Source organism: Sphingomonas sp. EU05-FHT14C10 (genome assembly GCF_058790595.1).
Genome location: NZ_JBYTEN010000007.1, coordinates 1 through 16,928, shown reverse-complemented (window position 1 = coordinate 16,928; position 16,928 = coordinate 1). Strand labels below are relative to the sequence as shown.

Genomic DNA, 16,928 nt, shown 5'->3' with positions numbered 1-16,928 from the left:
ATGCTCGGACTGATGCAGGACTGGCCTCTGACGCTCGATCGGATCATCGATCACGCCGCCGAATGGGACGGCGACCGGCCGGTCGTCGGGCGGAATGGCGACGGGGCGATCGAGCGCAGCGACTATGCGACGATCCGCACGCGGGCGCGCAGGCTTTCGGTCGCACTCGCGGCAATCGGTATCCGGCCCGGCGACCGGGTGGCGACGATGGCGTGGAACAACCTCCACCATCTCGAGGCCTGGTACGCGATCATGGGCATGGGCGCGGTGTGCCACACGCTCAATCCGCGCCTTTTTGCCGACCAGCTTCGCTACATCATCGACCATGCCGGGGACCGCGCGATCCTCGTCGATCCCTGCTTCCAGCCGCTGCTCGCCGACGTGCTGGCGGGCATGAATTTCGACGGGACGATCATCGTGCTGGGCGGCGAGGGAGCGGTCGATCGCGGGTTGTTTCCTGCTGGGTTGTCGGTGGAAACACAGGTGTCGGGCGCCGATCCTGCGGAGGCGCGGTGGGGGGCGTTCGACGAAGCGAGCGCCTGCGCGCTTTGTTACACTAGCGGAACGACGGGCAATCCCAAGGGCGTGCTCTATTCGCACCGCTCGACGGTGCTTCATATGCTGCTGACGCTGCAGCCCGACGTGTTCGGGCTGTCGATCAACGACGTCGCGATGCCGATCGTGCCGATGTACCACGCCAATGCCTGGGGCATGCCGCTGTCGACCGCGGCGATCGGGTGCAAGCTGGTGCTGCCCGGCGCGCAGCTCGACGGCGCATCGCTGCACGCGCTGATCGAGGCGGAAGGCGTGACCTTCTCCGCCGCCGTGCCGACCGTCTGGCAGGGGCTGCTCCACCATCTCGACCTCACCGGCACGCGGCTGACCAGCCTGAAGCGCGTCATCATCGGCGGCGCCGCACTTCCCGAAAGCATCGTCCGCCGGCTGCGCGAACATGGCGTCGAGACCGTGCAGGGCTGGGGCATGACCGAGACATCGCCGATCGGCACCCATGCCAAGCTGGCCCCGGCGGTCGCCGCCCTGCCCTTCGACGAACAGATGCCGTTCCGCCTGAAGCAGGGCCGCCCGCCCTTCGGCATCGAGCTGAAGATCGTCGACGATGCCGGCGAGCGCCTGCCCCACGACGGCGCGACGCCCGGGCGGCTGCACGTGCGCGGCCCCACGGTTTCGGCGGGCTATCTGGGCGGCAAGGCCGGCGACATCCTCGACGCCGAGGGCTTTTTCGATACCGGCGACATCGCGACGATCGACACCCACGGCTATATGGCGATCGTCGACCGCGCCAAGGATGTGATCAAATCGGGCGGCGAGTGGATCAGCTCGATCGAGATCGAGAATATCGCGTCGGGCCACCCCAAGATCGCGCATTGCGCGGTGATCGGCGTGCCGCACCCGCGCTGGGACGAACGCCCGCTGCTCGTCGCCGCGCTGCATGCCGGCGAGGAAGCCAGCGCCGACGAACTGCTCGCCACGCTCGAGGGGAGGATCGCACGCTGGTGGATGCCCGATGCCGTCGCTTTCATCGACGCCATGCCGCTGGGCGCGACGGGCAAGATCGACAAGAAGGCGTTGCGCGCGCGCTTCGCCGACCCCCTTCAGACCGACACCGAAAGGACCGTTTCTCATGGCGCTTGAGGCGCTCGACTCCGGCTTCGCGATCATCATCGACGGCAAGACCATCATCGATCACCGCGCCGACGCCCCGGCCTTCTTCATCGGGCGCGGCGAAGCGCATGTGCAGGGCCATCGCGGCCATTTCAACATTGCCGAAGACGTTATCGATCGCATCGCGCTGACGCATGCCGAAGTTAGCGGCGCGACGGTGCGGCTGGCCGAGCAGGCCGGATCGCCCTGGCTGCTGGAACTGACCGTGACGGCGCGCGGCAGCGACGCCGGGATCGCGCTGAAGGCGATCGACCCCTCCTATAACCGCCTGTGGCTGCGCGCCCCTGCCGAGGCCGGCGAGCATGTGTGGGGCGGCGGCGAGCAATTCTCCTATTTCGACCTGCGCGGCCGGCTGTTTCCGCTGTGGAGTTCCGAGCCCGGCAACGGCCGCGATCCCGAATCCGCGCTGTTCCAGCAATGCGAGGCCAAGGCCACGGGCGCCGGCGGCAGCTATGCCCATACCAACTATCCGCAGCCGACCTATCTGAGTTCGCGCCGCTATGCGCTGCACATCGACAGCTATGCCTATGCCGCGTTCGATTTCCGCGCCGCCGATTTCCACGAGATCGAGATCTGGGAAATCCCCGCGCGGATCGAACTGTGGGCACGCCCGCATTTCACGGACCTGGTCAGTGCGCTGGCCGACCGCTTCGGCAGGCAGCCTGCCCTGCCCGACTGGCTGCTGAAGGGCGCGGTGATCGGCCTGAAGGACGGCGACCAGAGCTTCGAGCGGTTGAAGCGCTTCGAGGAAGCCGGGGCCGCCATCTCGGGCCTGTGGTGCGAGGATTGGGTCGGGCTGCGCATCACAAGCTTCGGCAACCGGCTGTTCTGGGACTGGCAGTGGAATGCCGATCGCTACCCCGACCTGCCAAAACGCATCGCCGAGATCGGCGAACGCGGCATCCGCTTCCTCGGCTATGTGAACCCCTATCTGGCGGTGGACGGGCCGCTTTACGCCGAGGCGGCGGCCAACAACTATCTCGTCATGCGCCCCGACGCCGACGAGCCCTATGTCATCGATTTCGGCGAGTTCGATTGCGGGCATGTCGACTTCACCAACCCGGCGGCGGTCGACTGGTTCGCGGATGCGATCATCGGGCGCAACATGATCGATTTCGGCCTTTCGGGCTGGATGGCCGATTTCGGCGAATATCTGCCCGTCGACGTGCGGCTGGCCAATGGCGAGAGCGGGATGACCGCGCATAATCGCTGGCCCGCCTTGTGGGGCGAGGTCAACGCCAGGGGCGTGGCGAGCCGGGGCAAGACCGGCGAGATCATGTTCTTCATGCGATCGGGCGCGGCAGGCGTGCAGGGCCATTGCCCGATGCTGTGGGCAGGCGACCAGGCGGTCGACTGGAGCCGCCATGACGGCATCGGCACCACCATCTGCGCCGCGCTGTCGGCGGGGCTGACGGGCAATGCCCACAGCCATAGCGACACGGGCGGCTATACCAGCCTGTTCGAGACGCTGCGCACCCCCGAACTGGCGATGCGCTGGATCGAGATGACGGCCTTCACCGCGATGATCCGCACGCATGAAGGCAACCGGCCGCGCACCAACACCCAATATGACGACGACCCCGCGCTGCTCGCCCATTTCGCGCGGATGACGCGGATCTATGCCTATCTCGCGCCCTATCTGCGCCGCCTGTCCGACGAGGCATCGCGGACGGGCATGCCGATCCAGCGCCCGCTGTTCCTCCATTTCGAGGAGGATCCGAAGACCTATGCGATCCAGACCGCCTATCTCTATGGCGCCGACCTGCTCGTCGCACCGGTGATCGAGGAAGGCCGGCAGGATTGGACGACCTATCTGCCCGCCGGCGCCGACTGGGTGCATGTGTGGAGCGGCGCGCGCTTTGCCGGCGGGCGGGACGCGACCGTCCCCGCCCCCTTCGGCCAGCCGCCGGTCTTCTATCGCGCGGGTTCGGCCGATGCGGAGCTGTTCGCGGGGATGGCGCGACTGTAGCGGCGGCGCGGGCCGTTCAGTCCCATTCGACCGGGGCGATGCGGCGGACGATCAGCAGCCAGCTCAGCGCCGCGACCAGCGTGATCGCCGAGGCAAGCGCGAAGGCGACCGAGAAGCCGCCCGAGCGATCGACCAGCCAGCCGGTGATCGCCGGCGCGACGATGCCCGCGCAGTTGCCGAAGAAATTCTGGAAGCCGATCCACTTCCCCCCTGCGCGCGGGCCGGCGAGCGTCTGCCCCGAGGCGAAGAGGTTGCTTGCCGTCATCCCCGTGAACGCCCCGAAGACGACGAGCGCGCCGACCGACAGCCAGACATTGCCCGAGATCGGCAGCAGCAGGCAGACGACGATCACCAGATTGCCCGCGACCATCATCGTCATGCGCGCGCGGTTGACGCTGGCCCCGCCCGCGATCCAGCGATCGGCGAGCCAGCCGAACAGCGCCGAGCTGATCCCCTGCGCCAGATAGACCAGCCCGCCGATCGCGGCCATGTCCGTCATCGCGAAGCCATGCACCTTGACGAGGTAGAGGGGCAGCCAGGCGAGGACGAAATAGAAGCTGTAATTGCCGCAGAAATGCGCGAGCGAGGCGCCCCATGCCTCGCGCTTGCGCATGATCTGGCCAAAGGACGGCGGCGGCAGCCTGACCGCGTGCGGCGCGACGGCGGTGCGCGGCAGGCGCAGCCAGGGGATGAGCCAGAGCAGCGACACCGCGCCGAAGATGAGGAAGCTCGGCCGCCAGCCGATCGACGCCATCAGCATCCCGCCGGCGAAGATGCCGAAGGCGGGGCCGATCGACAGCCCCATCGCGGTCGCCGCATTGCCCGCGCCATAGCGTTCGGGCGGGAGATGATCGCAGAACAGCTTCGACGATGCGGGAAAGGCGACGCTCTCGCCAAGGCCAAGGATGAGGCGGAGGACGAACAGCGAGAGGAATCCGCCCACGAGCCCCGTCGCCATCGTCGCCACCGCCCAGATGGCGAGCCCGGCCGCCAGCACGCGATAGGCGCAGTAGCGCTGCGCCAGCCAGCCGGCGACGAGCTGGCCCGGCGCATAGGCCCAGAAGAAGGCCGAGACGAGCAGGCCGAAGGCGGTATTGTCCAGCCGCAGCTCATCCTTGATCAGCGGACCTGCCGTGGCGAGGTTGCCGCGATCGACATAGTTGATGAAGATCGCCACGCCGATGAGCGCTATGAGCGCCCGGGCATGGTTCGATCCGGCGGACGACGGCACAGCGACGCTGACCATATCCCCTCTCCCCTGCGCGCGAAGCTATGCCTCCGCGCGGGCGAGTCAAGATGTATACAGTTTTGGTCAGGCGCGCGTCGCCGCCACGGCGCGGAGGACGGCGACGAAAGCGGCGACGAGCGCGCTGCGGCTGCGGTTGCGCAGCAAATGGATCGCATCGCGCGTCTCCTCCCCCGGCGGCAGCGGCAGCGCGACGAGGTCGCCCCCGGCGCAGGCAAGGGCTGCGAGCGAGCGCGGGACGACAGTGATCGCGCGGCCGCTGCGCGCCATGTCGAGGCAGGCGGCGGTCGAATCCAGCTCATAGTCGGGGAAGGTTCCCGCCGCGACGCGCGGACGGATCGCGCGCGGGAAATTGCTGCCCGGCGCAGGACGCGGCAGCGCCCAGGGCCAGGCGGCGGTATCGGGACGGTCGCTGCCCAGCAAGGGATGGCCGGCGGCGCAGACGAGCATCAGTGGCTCGGGCGGCAGCGGGATGCACAGCACTTCGTCGGCATGGCCCGAAGCTGCGAACTTGGCGCGATCGCAAACCACCAGATCGAGCCGGCGATCGACCAGCGTTTCGAGCAACCGGTCCGACGGGCCGCCGGTGACGGTGACGCGCACCGCCGGATGATCGACGGCGAAGCGCGCGATCGCATCGGTCAGCAGCGGCTGGAGCGGATAAGGACCGGCGCCGACATGCACGGTGCCGCTGCTCGGCTGCTTGAGGCCGCGCGCTTCCTGCTCGAGATTGGCGGCGGCGGCGATGACGTCGCGCGCGGAGCGGATCAGCCGATCGGCATCGGGCGTGGGGCGGACATAATGGGTGGTGCGATCGAACAGCGGCGCGCCCAGTTCCTCCTCCAGCTTCTGGATCGACCGGGTGAGCGCCGACTGCGTCAGGCTCTGTTCGGCGGCAGCGCGCGCGAAGCTGCCGAGCCGGTAGAGCGCCTCGAAATGGCGGAGTCGCCTGATGTTCATCGCCTGCTCAGCACCTCATTCCTGTTTTGCATTACCAACGCCATGGCCATTCGCATAGCGTGAAGCGCATGACGACGACTTTCCTCGACGCGCGGACGCGGCGCGCGACCTTCGCGCGGCTGGAGGAGCGGAGCTTCGACCTTGCCGTGATCGGCGGCGGGATCACCGGCGCGGGGATCGCACGCGATGCCGCGATGCGCGGGCTGTCGGTCGCGCTGGTCGAGGCGCGCGACTATGCGAGCGGGACGAGCAGCCGCAGCTCCAAGATGATCCATGGCGGGCTGCGCTACCTGGCGCAGGGCGATGTCGCGCTGGTCAAGGAAGCCGCGTCCGAACGGCAGGTGCTGCGCCGCATCGCCCCGCACCTCACCCGCCTCACGCCCTTCCTGATCCCCACCGTATCGATGGCGATGTCCGCCAAGCTGCGCGCCGGGCTGTGGACCTTCGAGAAGCTGGGCGGCGTTCCGGAAGCCGAGCGCCATGAGGCGATCAGCCTGTCCGAGCTGCAGCGGCGCGAACCTTTGCTGCGCACAAACGGGCTGAACGGCGCGGTGATCTATCCCGAGTTCCTGACCGACGACGCGCGGCTGGTGCTCGCCAATATCCGCGCGGCGCAGGGCGCGGGCGCGGTCGTCGTCAACCATGTAGCGGCATCCGGGCTGACCGGCGACGGGCTGGTCGCGCGATCGACGCTGGCGGGCGAGGATCTGGGCGCGCGGATCAAGGCGCGGCTGGTGGTCAATGCCGCCGGCGCGTGGGTCGACGAGGTGCGCGGGCTGGAAGCGGGCGAAGGCGACAGGCGCCTGTCGCTCAGCCGCGGCATCCATCTGGTGCTGCCGCGCGAGCGGCTACCGGTCAACGCGACGATCATCATCCGCGCGCCCGACAAGCGCAGCATTTTCGCGGTGCCGCGCGGCGCCTTCACTTATCTCGGCACCACCGACGTCTTCCACGGCGGCGCCGATTACTGGCCCGCGCCCGAGCGCAGCGACATCGACTATCTGCTGCGCGCGACCGAGAAGGCGCTCGACACTGCGCCGATCGGCGACGACGAGATCGTCTCGCTCTGGTCGGGCGTGCGCCCGCTGATCGCGCAGCCGGGCAAGAGCGCGAGCGAGGTTTCGCGCAAGGACGAGATCTGGACCTCGCCCGGCGGGCTGGTGTCGATCGCCGGCGGCAAGCTGAGCGCCTATCGCGCGATGGCCGAGCGCGTCGTCGACCTTGTCGTCGAGCGGCTGGGCGCCAGCGCCGCACCCTGCACGACGGCCGAGCAGGCGCTGCCGGGCGGTGCCGCGGTGACCACGCCCGCGATGGCGGGGCTCGCCCAGCTCGATCCGCAGGCGGCCGAACGGCTGATCGGCCTTTATGGCGGCGAGGCCTGCGCGATCGCGACGGCGGGCGGCGATGTTGCGGCCGAGGCGACGCATGCGGTGACGCATGAGGGCGCCGCGACGCTGGAGGATTATTGGGTGCGGCGGAGCGCGCGCGCCTGGTTCGATCAAGGCGCCGGGCTGGCATCGCTGGCCCCCGCCGCCGCGACGATGGGCGCGCTGCTTGGCTGGAGCGACGCCGACCGCGCCGCGCAGATCGCGCATTGCCGGTCAATCGAGAATGAGAGCCGCCTGCTGCTGCAGCGGAGCCGAGGAGAGGATCAATGAGTTCGATCGGAGAAAAGCTGGCGAGCGCGATCGGCGCCGACCGCGTGGCGAGCGAGCGCGATGCGCTCAACGCCCGCCGCTACGACCAGTGGGCGGTCAAGCATCTGCGCGACTGGCGCGGCGAGGCGGTGCCCGCCCCCGGCTGGGTCGTGCGCCCGCAATCGGTGGAGGATGTGCAGCGCATAGTGAAGCTCGCCGCCGAACAGCGCGTTCCCCTCATCCCCTTCGGGCTTGGCAGCGGCGTGTGCGGCGGGATCGAGCCGACGCCCGACGCGATATTGCTCGACATGGGCGCGATGAACGCCGTGCGCTTTATCGACAACGAGGATCTGCTCGCCGGCTTCGATGCCGGGCTCAACGGGCTCGAGGCCGAAGAGGCGGTGGCCGCCGAAGGGCTGACCACCGGCCACTGGCCGCAATCGATCGGCATCAGCAGCGTCGGCGGCTGGGTATCGACGCGCGCATCGGGGCAATTCTCGACCGCCTATGGCAATATCGAGGACATCATCCACACGGTCGAGGCCGTGCTGCCCAACGGCGAACTTGTGACGCTGGGCAAGGCGGTGCGCGCGGCGGCGGGGCCGGATCTGCGCCACCTGCTGATGGGCGCGGAGGGCACGATGGGCGTGATCACCGGCGTCACCCTGTCGCTGCGCGCCAAGCCCGAGCATCGCGACTACAGCATCTTCTATGCCGACGACATGGCGGCAGGGTTCGAGGCGCAGCGCCGGATCATCCGCGCCGACTGGCGCCCCCCGGTGATGCGCCAATATGACGGGCGCGAGGTCCGCCGCCTGTTCCGCGACCATGAGCGCGGCGGCAAGGCGATGCTGCTGATGATCCACGAAGGGCCGCGCTCACGCGTCGCGGCCGAGATCGCGGCGATGGCGGAGATCGCGCAGGAAGCCGGGCTGGAAGCCGGCGATCCGGCGGCGGCCAGGCAGTGGATCGAACGGCGCAACCATGTGCCGACCTGGCGCGACATGTTCGAGCGCGGCTATGTTGCCGACACGGTCGAGATTTCCGGCAAGTGGAGCGAGATCGCCGCGATCTACGACGACTCGATCGCGGCGCTGAACGCCATTCCGGGCGTGATCAACGCATCGGCGCACAGCTCGCACGTCTATCGATCGGGCATCAATCTCTACTTCAGCTTCGCCGCCACCTTCGAGGACAGCGCGAAGATGGAGCCCGCCTATTTCGCCTGCTGGCGCGCGATCATGGAAGCGACGGCGAAGCATGGTGGCGGCGTGGCGCATCATCATGGCGCGGGTCGGCTGCGCAAACCCTATCTGCAGCACGATCTGGGCGAAGGCGGGGTCGCGCTGCTACGACGGATCAAGCAGTGTCTGGACCCCGAAGGGATCATGAACCCCGGCAACCTCATCCCCGATGCCTGAACTGCTGCTCGCGCTCGACGCGGGCACGACGGGCGCCCGCGCCATGCTGGTCGATCCGGCAGGCCGGGTGCTGGGTATCGACAAGCGCGCGATCGAAAGCCGCTTTCCGGCCCCCGGCCATGTCGAGCAGGACGCCGAGGCGGTGTGGGAGACGTGCCGGGCGGTGATCGGCGGCGCGCTGGCCGCAGCAGGGCGCAGCATGGCGGACGTCGCGGCGATCGGCGTCACCAGCCAGCGCGCCAGCATCGTGCTGTGGGATCGCGCGACCGGCAGGGCCGCCGCGCCGATGCTGGTGTGGAGCGACCTGCGCGGCATGGAGGAATATAAGGCGCTGCGCGCGGCGGGCTTCACCGCATGGCCGCAAGTGCCATCCGCCAAGCTGCCCGCCGCGATCGCGCTGGCGGGCAAGCCTGCCGAAGCGCTGCAATGGGGCACGCTCGACAGCTGGCTGATCTATCGGATGAGCGGCGGCGCGGCGCATGTGACCGACGCATCCTGCGCGTGGATCACCGGCTATTACGACTATGCGCGCGGCAGCGGGTGGGACCCCGCGCTGCTCGCGCACCAGCGCCTCCCCGAAAGCCTGTTTCCGGCGCAGACCGAGAGCTGGGGCGCGATCGCCGAGACCGATGCGGCGGTGATGGGCGCGCGCGTGCCGATCAGCGCGCTGATCGCCGACCAGCAGGCCAGCCTCGTCGCGCACGGCGCGCTGGAGCGCGGCGACTGGAAGCTGACCTACGGCACATCAGGCGTGCTGATGGCGGTGACCGGCGACGATCCGACCGCCATCCACCGCAGCATGCCCGCCGAGGCGATGGCCTTTGCCGGCGGGCGGCGGCGCTATTGCATCGAGGGCATGGTCATCACCACCGGGTCGATGATCGAATGGCTGTGCGGGCCGATCGGGCTGTTCGCCGCCCCCGCCGCGCTGGAAGCCGCCGCATCGTCGGTAGCGGATACGGGGGGCGTGTTCGTGCGACCCTCGCTTGCCGGGCTGGGGTCGCCGCACGGGCGCTTCGACGCGCGCGCGCTGATCGCCGGGCTGAGCTTCGCATCCGGCCCCGCGCACATCGCGCGTGCGACGCTGCAGGGCATCGCCTGGCGCTTCCGCGACATCATCGACGTGATCGGCGAGGCGCTGCCGGTGCCCGAGGCCGTGCCGGCCGACGGGGGGCTGAGCGAAAGCGCGACGATGATGCAGTTGCAGGCCGACGCGCTCCAGCGCCCGGTGCGGCGTCATGCCGTGCGCGAAGGCACGGCCTATGGCGCGGCGCTGGCGGCGGGCATGGGGCTGGGGCTGTTCGGCGAGAGCGACCTCCGGCGGCTCGCGCGCTACGACGCCGAATTCGTGCCGCAGATCGGCCGCGACGAGGCCGATGCCGCCTATGCCGACTGGCAGCGCGCGGTGCTGGGCGGGGAACCGTGATCGCGTTGCAAGCCCGGCCGTTCGTGTCGAGCGAAGTCGAGACGCATCCATCGTGGCGTGCCTCGACTTCGCTCGGCACGAACGGAGAGCGGTGGGCGGGCAGGAAAAGATATGAGGGCGCGCGTCCCCTGCCCTGCTCAGGGTGCGCCGTTCACCTCGCGCCACAGCGTGCGGACGATGTCGCGCATCCGCTGCGCCTCGTCCCACCGGTTGCTGAGTTCGGCGCCGTCGGGCGCGGTGATCGCGTAAGGCGGAGGGCCAAGCTCGCACATGAAGGGCAGCGCATCATCGGCCCCTGCCCTCTCCAGCCACAGTTCGAAGCCGCGCCGCCACCAGGCCATGTGCTGATCGAGCCAGCCGCGATGCTGGGGCGAATCGAAGGCGACCTGCACCTGATGCGTGGTCGAGACTCGGCCATGGAAGTTGCGCGCGTTGGCGAGGATGCGCTCGATCGCCGCGAGCTGATCGGGACGGAGCGGCAGTTCCATCTCGCCCGCCACCGGATAATGCGACAAATCGCAGGTCAGCGGCAGGTCGGGCCGCGCCTCGAGGATGCGCAGCGTGAAGAGCAGGTCGTTGGTGAGGCGGCCGCGATGCGTTTCGAACCAGACGGGGAGCGGCGCATCCTTCGCGACCGCCACAAGGCTGTCGACCAGCGCCAGCGCGTCGGAAAGATGCGCGACCGGCCCCGCGATCTGCACGTTCAGATGGTGCGCGCCCTGCCGGTGGGCCTCGGCGATCCAGTGGGCGAGCTGATCGGCGTCATGCGCAAGCACCTGCCCTTCCCAGGCAAGGCCGAGCGGGTTCATCGCCTTCGCGACGCCCGCCGTGCGCGCGATGCGCGCGACGTTGACGCCGACGCCGTCGAAGCCCGCCGCGACGACGCGGGCGAGCGCGGCGTCCAGATCATTCTCGATGTCGAAGCCCGGGCATTTGTCCAGGCCCCAGACCGACTGCAGCACCAGCAGGCGCGCCATTTCATTCTCCCCATCCGACAACGTTGTCATAAAATCACGGATCGGGGTGTCAATCACCACCGCGAGAGGACGCCATGGACCAGACCACCCACGCCCCGCCAGCCATAGCGCCCGTTTCCCCCGGCTATCGCCGCTATGCGCTGAGCGTGCTGCTGGTGATCTATATACTGAACTTCCTCGACCGGCAGATCGTCTCGATCCTTGCCGAGCCGATCAAGCACGACCTGAAGCTGGCCGACTGGCAATTGGGGCTGCTGACCGGGCTGGCCTTCGCGCTGTTCTACACCGTGCTCGGCATCCCGATCGCGCGCGTGGCGGAAACGGGAAACCGGCCACGCATCATCGCGGGCGCGGCGGGGCTGTGGAGCCTGTTCACGCTGGGCTGCGGCTTCGCGCAGAATTTCGCGCAGCTCGTAATGTGCCGCGTCGGCGTGGGCATCGGCGAGGCGGGCTGCACGCCGCCCGCCCATTCGCTGATCACCGATTATACGCCGCGCGAGAAGCGGGCGTCGGCGCTGGCCTTCTACGCGCTCGGCACCCCGCTCGGCGGCCTGTTCGGCATGGCGCTGGGCGGCGTGATCGCCGATGCCTATGGCTGGCGCACCGCCTTCCTGATCGCGGGCGCGCCCGGCGTGGTGATGGCGATCGTCGCCTGGGCGACGCTGATCGAGCCGCGCAGCCGGCTGGCGGCGGACCTTGCCGCCCAACGCGCCAGCCGCCCCGATTTCCGCACCGCCATGGCCGAGATCAGGAGCAAGCGGACCTTCTGGCTCATCGCCTTCGCCGCCGCGATCAAGGCCTTCATCGGCTATGGCGCGGCGGCCTTCATCGCGCCCTTCTTCTTCCGCGTCCACGCCGCCGAACTGACGCCGATCGCCGCGAGCTACGGGCTGGGGCTCACGGGTTTCCTGGGGCTGACGCTGGGCGTCGTGCTGGGGCTGACGGGAGCGGTGGGGACCTGGCTGGGCGGCTTGCTGGCCGATCATTACGGCGGCCGCGACCTGCGCTATTATGTCGCCATCCCGGCGATTTCGACGCTGATGGGGATTCCCTTCTACATCGCCGCGCTGCTCTCCGATTCGGCGATCTTCGCGCTCTTCATGTTCGCCTTCCCGCCGGTGCTCAACACGCTCTGGTACGGGCCGGGCTATGCCGCGATCCAGGGACTGGTGCGGCCGCAGACGCGCGCCACGGCGTCTGCGGTGCTGCTGTTCCTCGTCAACCTCATCGGGCTGGGGCTCGGGCCGCTCGGCGTCGGCGCGACCAGCGACCTGATCGGCAAGACGATGGGCCTCGGCGCCGCCGAAGGGGTGCGCTGGTCGCTGCTGATCTTTATCATGTTCGGCGCAGTCGCCTCGGCGCTGCTCTGGATGGCGCGGAGCTCGATCCGCGAGGAGATTGTGAGTTGAGCATCGCAAGCATCGCCCTGCCCCGCATCATGCGCATCGGCGCAGGCGCCGCGCGCCAGCTGCCCGAGGTGATGGAGACGCTGGGGCTCCGCAACCCGCTGATCGTCACCGACGCCTATCTGCTGGCGAGCGGGCGCGTGGCGGAGCTTCAGGACATGCTGAAGGCCGCAGGCTTCGCGAGCCGGGTGTTCGCCGACACGGTGCCCGATCCCACCGTCGCGTCGATCGACGCCGGCACCGCCTATCTTGGCGAAGGCGCGCATGACTGCGTCGTCGGCTTCGGCGGGGGCAGCCCGCTCGACAGCGCCAAGGCGATCGCGACGCTGGGCGTCCATGGCGGGCGCATGGCCGACTACAAAGCGCCGCATGTGCAGGATCGCCCCGGCCTGCCGGTGATCGCGATCCCGACGACCGCGGGAACGGGATCGGAAGCGACGCGCTTCACGATCATCACCGACGAGGCGACGGACGAGAAGATGTTGTGCCCCGGCCTCGCCTATCTGCCGGTCGCCGCGCTGATCGACCATGAGCTGACCTTCACCAAGCCGAGGCGGCTGACCGCCGATACCGGGATCGACTCGCTCACCCATGCGATCGAGGCCTATGTGTCGAAGCGCGCCAACGGCTTCAGCGACGCGATGGCGCTGGCCGCGATGCGCGCAATCGCCCCCAATCTCCGCCGCGTCTGCGCCGACCCCGCCGATGCCCCCGCGCGCGAGGCGATGATGCTGGGCGCGACGCAGGCAGGGATCGCCTTTTCAAACAGTTCGGTCGCGCTGGTCCACGGGATGAGCCGGCCGATCGGCGCGCATTTCCATGTGCCGCACGGCCTGTCCAACGCGATGCTGCTGCCCGCCGTCACCGCATGGTCCGCGCCGGCGGCGCTTGCCCGCTATGCCGATTGCGCGCGCGCGATGGGCGTGGCCGGGGAAGGCGAAGGCGATCAGGCGGCGGTGGCGCGGCTGCTGGAGGAACTGGCGGCGCTCAACCGCGACCTCGATGTGCCGGGGCCGGCGGCATGGGGGATCGACGCCGCGCGCTGGGACGCGCTGGTGCCGACCATGTGCGCGCAGGCGGCGGCTTCGGGATCGCCGGCCAATAATCCGCGCGTGCCCGACGCCGGCGAGATGGCCGGGCTTTATGCGCAGCTGTGGGCGGGATGACGATGTTCGACGGCCAGGTCGCGCTCGTCACCGGCGGCGGAAGCGGGATCGGCGCGGCGACGGCGCGCATCTTCGCACGCGAGGGCGCGAAGGTCGCGATCGCCGGACGGACATTGTCCTCCTGCGAAGCCGTCGCCGCCGAAATTACGGCGGCGGGCGGCGAGGCGATCGCGCTGCAGGTCGACGTGACGTCCGAAAGCGCGGTGGCGGCGATGGTCGCCGATATTGTGGCGGCCTTCGGACGCCTCGACGCCGCGTTCAACAATGCCGGCTATCTGGGCGAGAAGGCCTCGGTCACCGAATGCACGGCCGAAGACTGGGACATGAGCTTCAACGTCAATGTGCGCGGCGTGTGGCTGTGCATGAAGCACCAGATCCCGCAGATGCTGGCGCAGGGCGGCGGCGCGATCGTCAATACGGCGTCGGGGCTTGCCGAGTTCGCCTCACCGCGCATGGCCGCCTATGTCGCCGCCAAGCATGCGGTGAACGGGCTGACCCGATCGGCGGCGATGGATTTCGGCCCGCGCAACATCCGCGTCAACGCCATCCTGCCCGGCGCGACGCGGACGCCGATGCTGCCCGGCCATGACGATGCCGGGGATGCGGTGCTCGCGTCCCTGTCGGCGCAGGTGCCGCTGCGGCGGATCGGCACGGCCGAGGATCAGGCGGAAGCCGCCGTGTGGCTCTGTTCCGGCCGTGCGGCCTATGTGACCGGCGTGTCGCTGATGGTCGACGGCGGGGTGACGATCAAGCGCTGGTAGCGGCGAAGCCGTCAGCCTTGCCACCTTGCCCGCAAATGCGGACCGTTCCGTCATTGCGAGCGAGGCGAAGCAATCCAGCATGTCTGTCGTCGGACTGGATTGCCGCGCTACGCTCGCAATGACGGGGAGGCAGACGCCCCTCCCGCGCGTTCGTCAGATCACCAGCGGGCCATGCTGCATGTTGGGCAGGACGTGGCGGGCGAAGAGATCGGCCTCGGCGGCGTGCGGATAGCCGGAGAGGATGAACGCCTCGATGCCCATGTCCTGATAGCGGGCGAGCTTCGCCAGCACCTGATCGGGATCGCCGACGATCGCGGCGCCGCAACCCGAGCGGGCGCGGCCGACGCCGGTCCACAGATTATCCTCGACATAGCCGTCGTCCGACGCCGCTTCGCGCAGGGCAACCTGCGCGTTGACGCCCACCGACGTGGAATCGAGCGACTTGGCCTTGATCGCGGCGCCGGTCTGCGCGTCGAGCTTCGACAGCAGGCGATCGGCGGCGGTGCGCGCCTCGGCCTCGGTATCGCGGACCACGACATGCGCGCGATAGCCGAACCTGAGCGTGCGGCCATATTTGGCGGCGCGCGCGGTCATGTCGGCGATGATCTCCTTCACCACCTCCTCGCGGTCGGGCCACATCAGATAGACGTCGCAACCCCTGGCCGCCGCATCGCGGGCATCGGGCGAAAGGCCGCCGAAATAGAGCGGCGGCGCCTTGCCCGAAACGGTGCCGACGCGCGGCGGATCGAGCTTCAGCTTCCAGAACTCGCCGTCATGGTCGAGCGCTTCGCCGTTGAGCAGCGTCTTCAGTATGTGCATCGCCTCGACCGTGCGCGCATAGCGCGGGGCCGATGCCAGCGTCTCGCCCGGCATGTCCGACGAGATGATGTTGACGGTCAGCCGGCCGCCGAGGATGCGATCGATCGTCGCGATCTGGCGCGCCAGCTGCGGCGGCCAGGTCTCGCCGATGCGCACCGCCATCAGCAGTCGGATGCGCTTGACCAGCGTCGCGATCGCCGCCGCGAAGGCCGTGGTGTCGATACCCAGCGCATAGCCCGAGGGCAGCAGGATATTGTCGAAACCACCGCTTTCGGCCTGCAGCACGATATCGCGGCAATGCTCCCAGCTCGATTTCAGCCTGGCGTCGGGAACGCCCAGAAATTCATAGTCGTCATCGCAAAGCGCCGAAAACCAGCTTACCTCGCATGTCCCCTGTGTCATGGCAGTGCCTCTCCCATCGATGTCTGCAGTACGGCGTACCACTCGGCGCGCGACCAGCGCGGGGCGAGCGCCTGTGGTATCTCCTTGATACGATCCGGATTCTGGGTGCCGACGATCGGGATCGGACGCGCGGGATGCGCCATGATCCAGCTATAGGCGGCAGCGGTGCGCGACACGCCAAAGGCTTCGGCCTTGGCATCGAGCAGCGCGGCGACCGCGCGCGCCCGGTCGTCGCGCGGATCGGCGATGCGCCCGCCGCCGAGCGGCGACCAGGCGAGGAAGGCCATGCCCTCGGCCATCGACTGATCGAAGATCCCGTCGAACAGCGGATCGAGCTTGAGCGGCGAAAATTCCGACTGATGGCTGACCAGCGGCACGGTGAGATATCTGGCGAGCGCCGCCGCCTGAGACGGCGTGAAGTTGGACACGCCGATCGCCCCGATCTTGCCGGCGCGGTGCGCATCCTCAAGCGCGCGCGCGACATCCTGCGGGTGGGCAAGCAGATCGGGCCGGTGGATCTGCCAGAGCTCGACCCGGTCGGTGCCGAGCCGCTTCAGCGACGCATCGATCGCCGCAGCAAGGTAGGCCGGGCTGGAATCATAAGGCGTGCCGATGACGATGCCGCCCTTGGTGGCCAGCACCATCCGCTCGCGCAGCGACGGCGCCTCGGCGAAGACGCGGCCGAGCAGCGCCTCTGCCGCACCAAAGGCTTCGCCATTGTCGGGGCCGTAGATGTCGGCGGTGTCGAACAGCGTGACGCCGGCCTCGAACGCAGCCTCGACACGGGTGCGCGCGGCGGCGACGTCGTCACCGGCGAAGCGCCACATGCCCCAGGCGATCGGGGCGACCGAAAGCCCGCTCTTGCCGAGCGCGACTCGCTCCGACGGGGCTGGGAGATAATCTGACATCGCTGTCATATGGCATAATCCTCGAACGATTGAAAAGGGGTGGCGTGATATTGTGTTGAAGAAATGCGCCTCAGGCGCATTTGGGGGCACCGGCCCGCTCCCCCGCCCGGCCTCCCATCCAGGATATGCTGAGGGGGAGGTCGGGCG

At 69.0% G+C, this 16,928-nt stretch carries 13 protein-coding genes; 8 read left to right on the top strand and 5 right to left on the bottom strand.

Annotated features, from left to right (window positions below; all coding sequences use genetic code 11):
- Positions 1–12 precede the first annotated feature (12 nt).
- Both AC3WT0_RS08940 and AC3WT0_RS08935 read left to right on the top strand, forming a co-directional pair.
- Complete coding sequence (locus AC3WT0_RS08940) at positions 13–1,653, top strand: long-chain-fatty-acid--CoA ligase (RefSeq protein WP_492753168.1); 1,641 nt, start codon at positions 13–15, stop codon at positions 1,651–1,653.
- Complete coding sequence (locus AC3WT0_RS08935; RefSeq protein ID WP_492753167.1) at positions 1,643–3,652, top strand: alpha-glucosidase; 2,010 nt, start codon at positions 1,643–1,645, stop codon at positions 3,650–3,652. The genes AC3WT0_RS08940 and AC3WT0_RS08935 overlap by 11 nt, the downstream gene beginning before the upstream one ends.
- Positions 3,653–3,668: 16 nt before the next feature.
- Here the strand turns inward: AC3WT0_RS08935 and AC3WT0_RS08930 are convergent, their stop codons facing one another.
- A complete protein-coding gene (locus AC3WT0_RS08930; RefSeq protein WP_492753166.1) occupies positions 3,669–4,898 on the bottom strand; it encodes an MFS transporter in 1,230 nt (409 codons plus the stop codon).
- Between the two features lie 66 nt (positions 4,899–4,964).
- Positions 4,965–5,858, bottom strand: coding sequence for a LysR family transcriptional regulator (locus AC3WT0_RS08925; RefSeq protein ID WP_492753165.1), 894 nt, complete (start codon positions 5,856–5,858; stop codon positions 4,965–4,967).
- Positions 5,859–5,926: 68 nt separating this feature from the next.
- Between AC3WT0_RS08925 and AC3WT0_RS08920 the strand changes: the two genes are divergently transcribed.
- Genes AC3WT0_RS08920 through AC3WT0_RS08910 form a run of 3 tightly spaced genes read left to right on the top strand, consistent with a single transcriptional unit; the run spans position 5,927 to position 10,342 of the window.
- The gene (locus tag AC3WT0_RS08920) at positions 5,927–7,516 is read left to right on the top strand and encodes a glycerol-3-phosphate dehydrogenase/oxidase (RefSeq protein ID WP_492753164.1); all 1,590 of its coding nucleotides are present in this window, start codon (positions 5,927–5,929) and stop codon (positions 7,514–7,516) included.
- On the top strand, positions 7,513–8,916 hold the full coding sequence (locus tag AC3WT0_RS08915; RefSeq protein ID WP_492753163.1) for an FAD-binding oxidoreductase: 1,404 nt from the start codon (positions 7,513–7,515) through the stop codon (positions 8,914–8,916). Before AC3WT0_RS08920 ends, AC3WT0_RS08915 begins: the two co-directional genes overlap by 4 nt.
- Complete coding sequence (locus tag AC3WT0_RS08910; protein WP_492753162.1) at positions 8,909–10,342, top strand: FGGY family carbohydrate kinase; 1,434 nt, start codon at positions 8,909–8,911, stop codon at positions 10,340–10,342. Before AC3WT0_RS08915 ends, AC3WT0_RS08910 begins: the two co-directional genes overlap by 8 nt.
- A 137-nt stretch (positions 10,343–10,479) precedes the next feature.
- Here the strand turns inward: AC3WT0_RS08910 and AC3WT0_RS08905 are convergent, their stop codons facing one another.
- Positions 10,480–11,319 (bottom strand): sugar phosphate isomerase/epimerase family protein, encoded by an 840-nt coding sequence (locus AC3WT0_RS08905; protein ID WP_492753161.1) that lies wholly within the window; start codon positions 11,317–11,319, stop codon positions 10,480–10,482.
- 74 nt (positions 11,320–11,393) lie between these two features.
- Between AC3WT0_RS08905 and AC3WT0_RS08900 the strand changes: the two genes are divergently transcribed.
- The 3 genes from AC3WT0_RS08900 to AC3WT0_RS08890 are packed head-to-tail and all read left to right on the top strand — an operon-like array spanning position 11,394 to position 14,652.
- Entirely contained in the window at positions 11,394–12,728 is a 1,335-nt protein-coding gene (locus AC3WT0_RS08900) for a spinster family MFS transporter (protein WP_492753160.1), read from the top strand.
- The gene (locus tag AC3WT0_RS08895; RefSeq protein WP_492753159.1) at positions 12,725–13,891 is read left to right on the top strand and encodes an iron-containing alcohol dehydrogenase; all 1,167 of its coding nucleotides are present in this window, start codon (positions 12,725–12,727) and stop codon (positions 13,889–13,891) included. The genes AC3WT0_RS08900 and AC3WT0_RS08895 overlap by 4 nt, the downstream gene beginning before the upstream one ends.
- A complete protein-coding gene (locus AC3WT0_RS08890) occupies positions 13,888–14,652 on the top strand; it encodes an SDR family NAD(P)-dependent oxidoreductase (protein WP_492753158.1) in 765 nt (254 codons plus the stop codon). The genes AC3WT0_RS08895 and AC3WT0_RS08890 overlap by 4 nt, the downstream gene beginning before the upstream one ends.
- A gap of 153 nt (positions 14,653–14,805) precedes the next feature.
- Here AC3WT0_RS08890 and AC3WT0_RS08885 read toward each other — a convergent pair whose 3' ends face one another.
- On the bottom strand, positions 14,806–15,873 hold the full coding sequence (locus AC3WT0_RS08885; protein WP_492753157.1) for an LLM class flavin-dependent oxidoreductase: 1,068 nt from the start codon (positions 15,871–15,873) through the stop codon (positions 14,806–14,808).
- The gene (locus AC3WT0_RS08880; protein ID WP_492753314.1) at positions 15,870–16,781 is read right to left on the bottom strand and encodes an aldo/keto reductase; all 912 of its coding nucleotides are present in this window, start codon (positions 16,779–16,781) and stop codon (positions 15,870–15,872) included. Before AC3WT0_RS08880 ends, AC3WT0_RS08885 begins: the two co-directional genes overlap by 4 nt.
- Between the last annotated feature and the right edge of the window lie 147 nt (positions 16,782–16,928).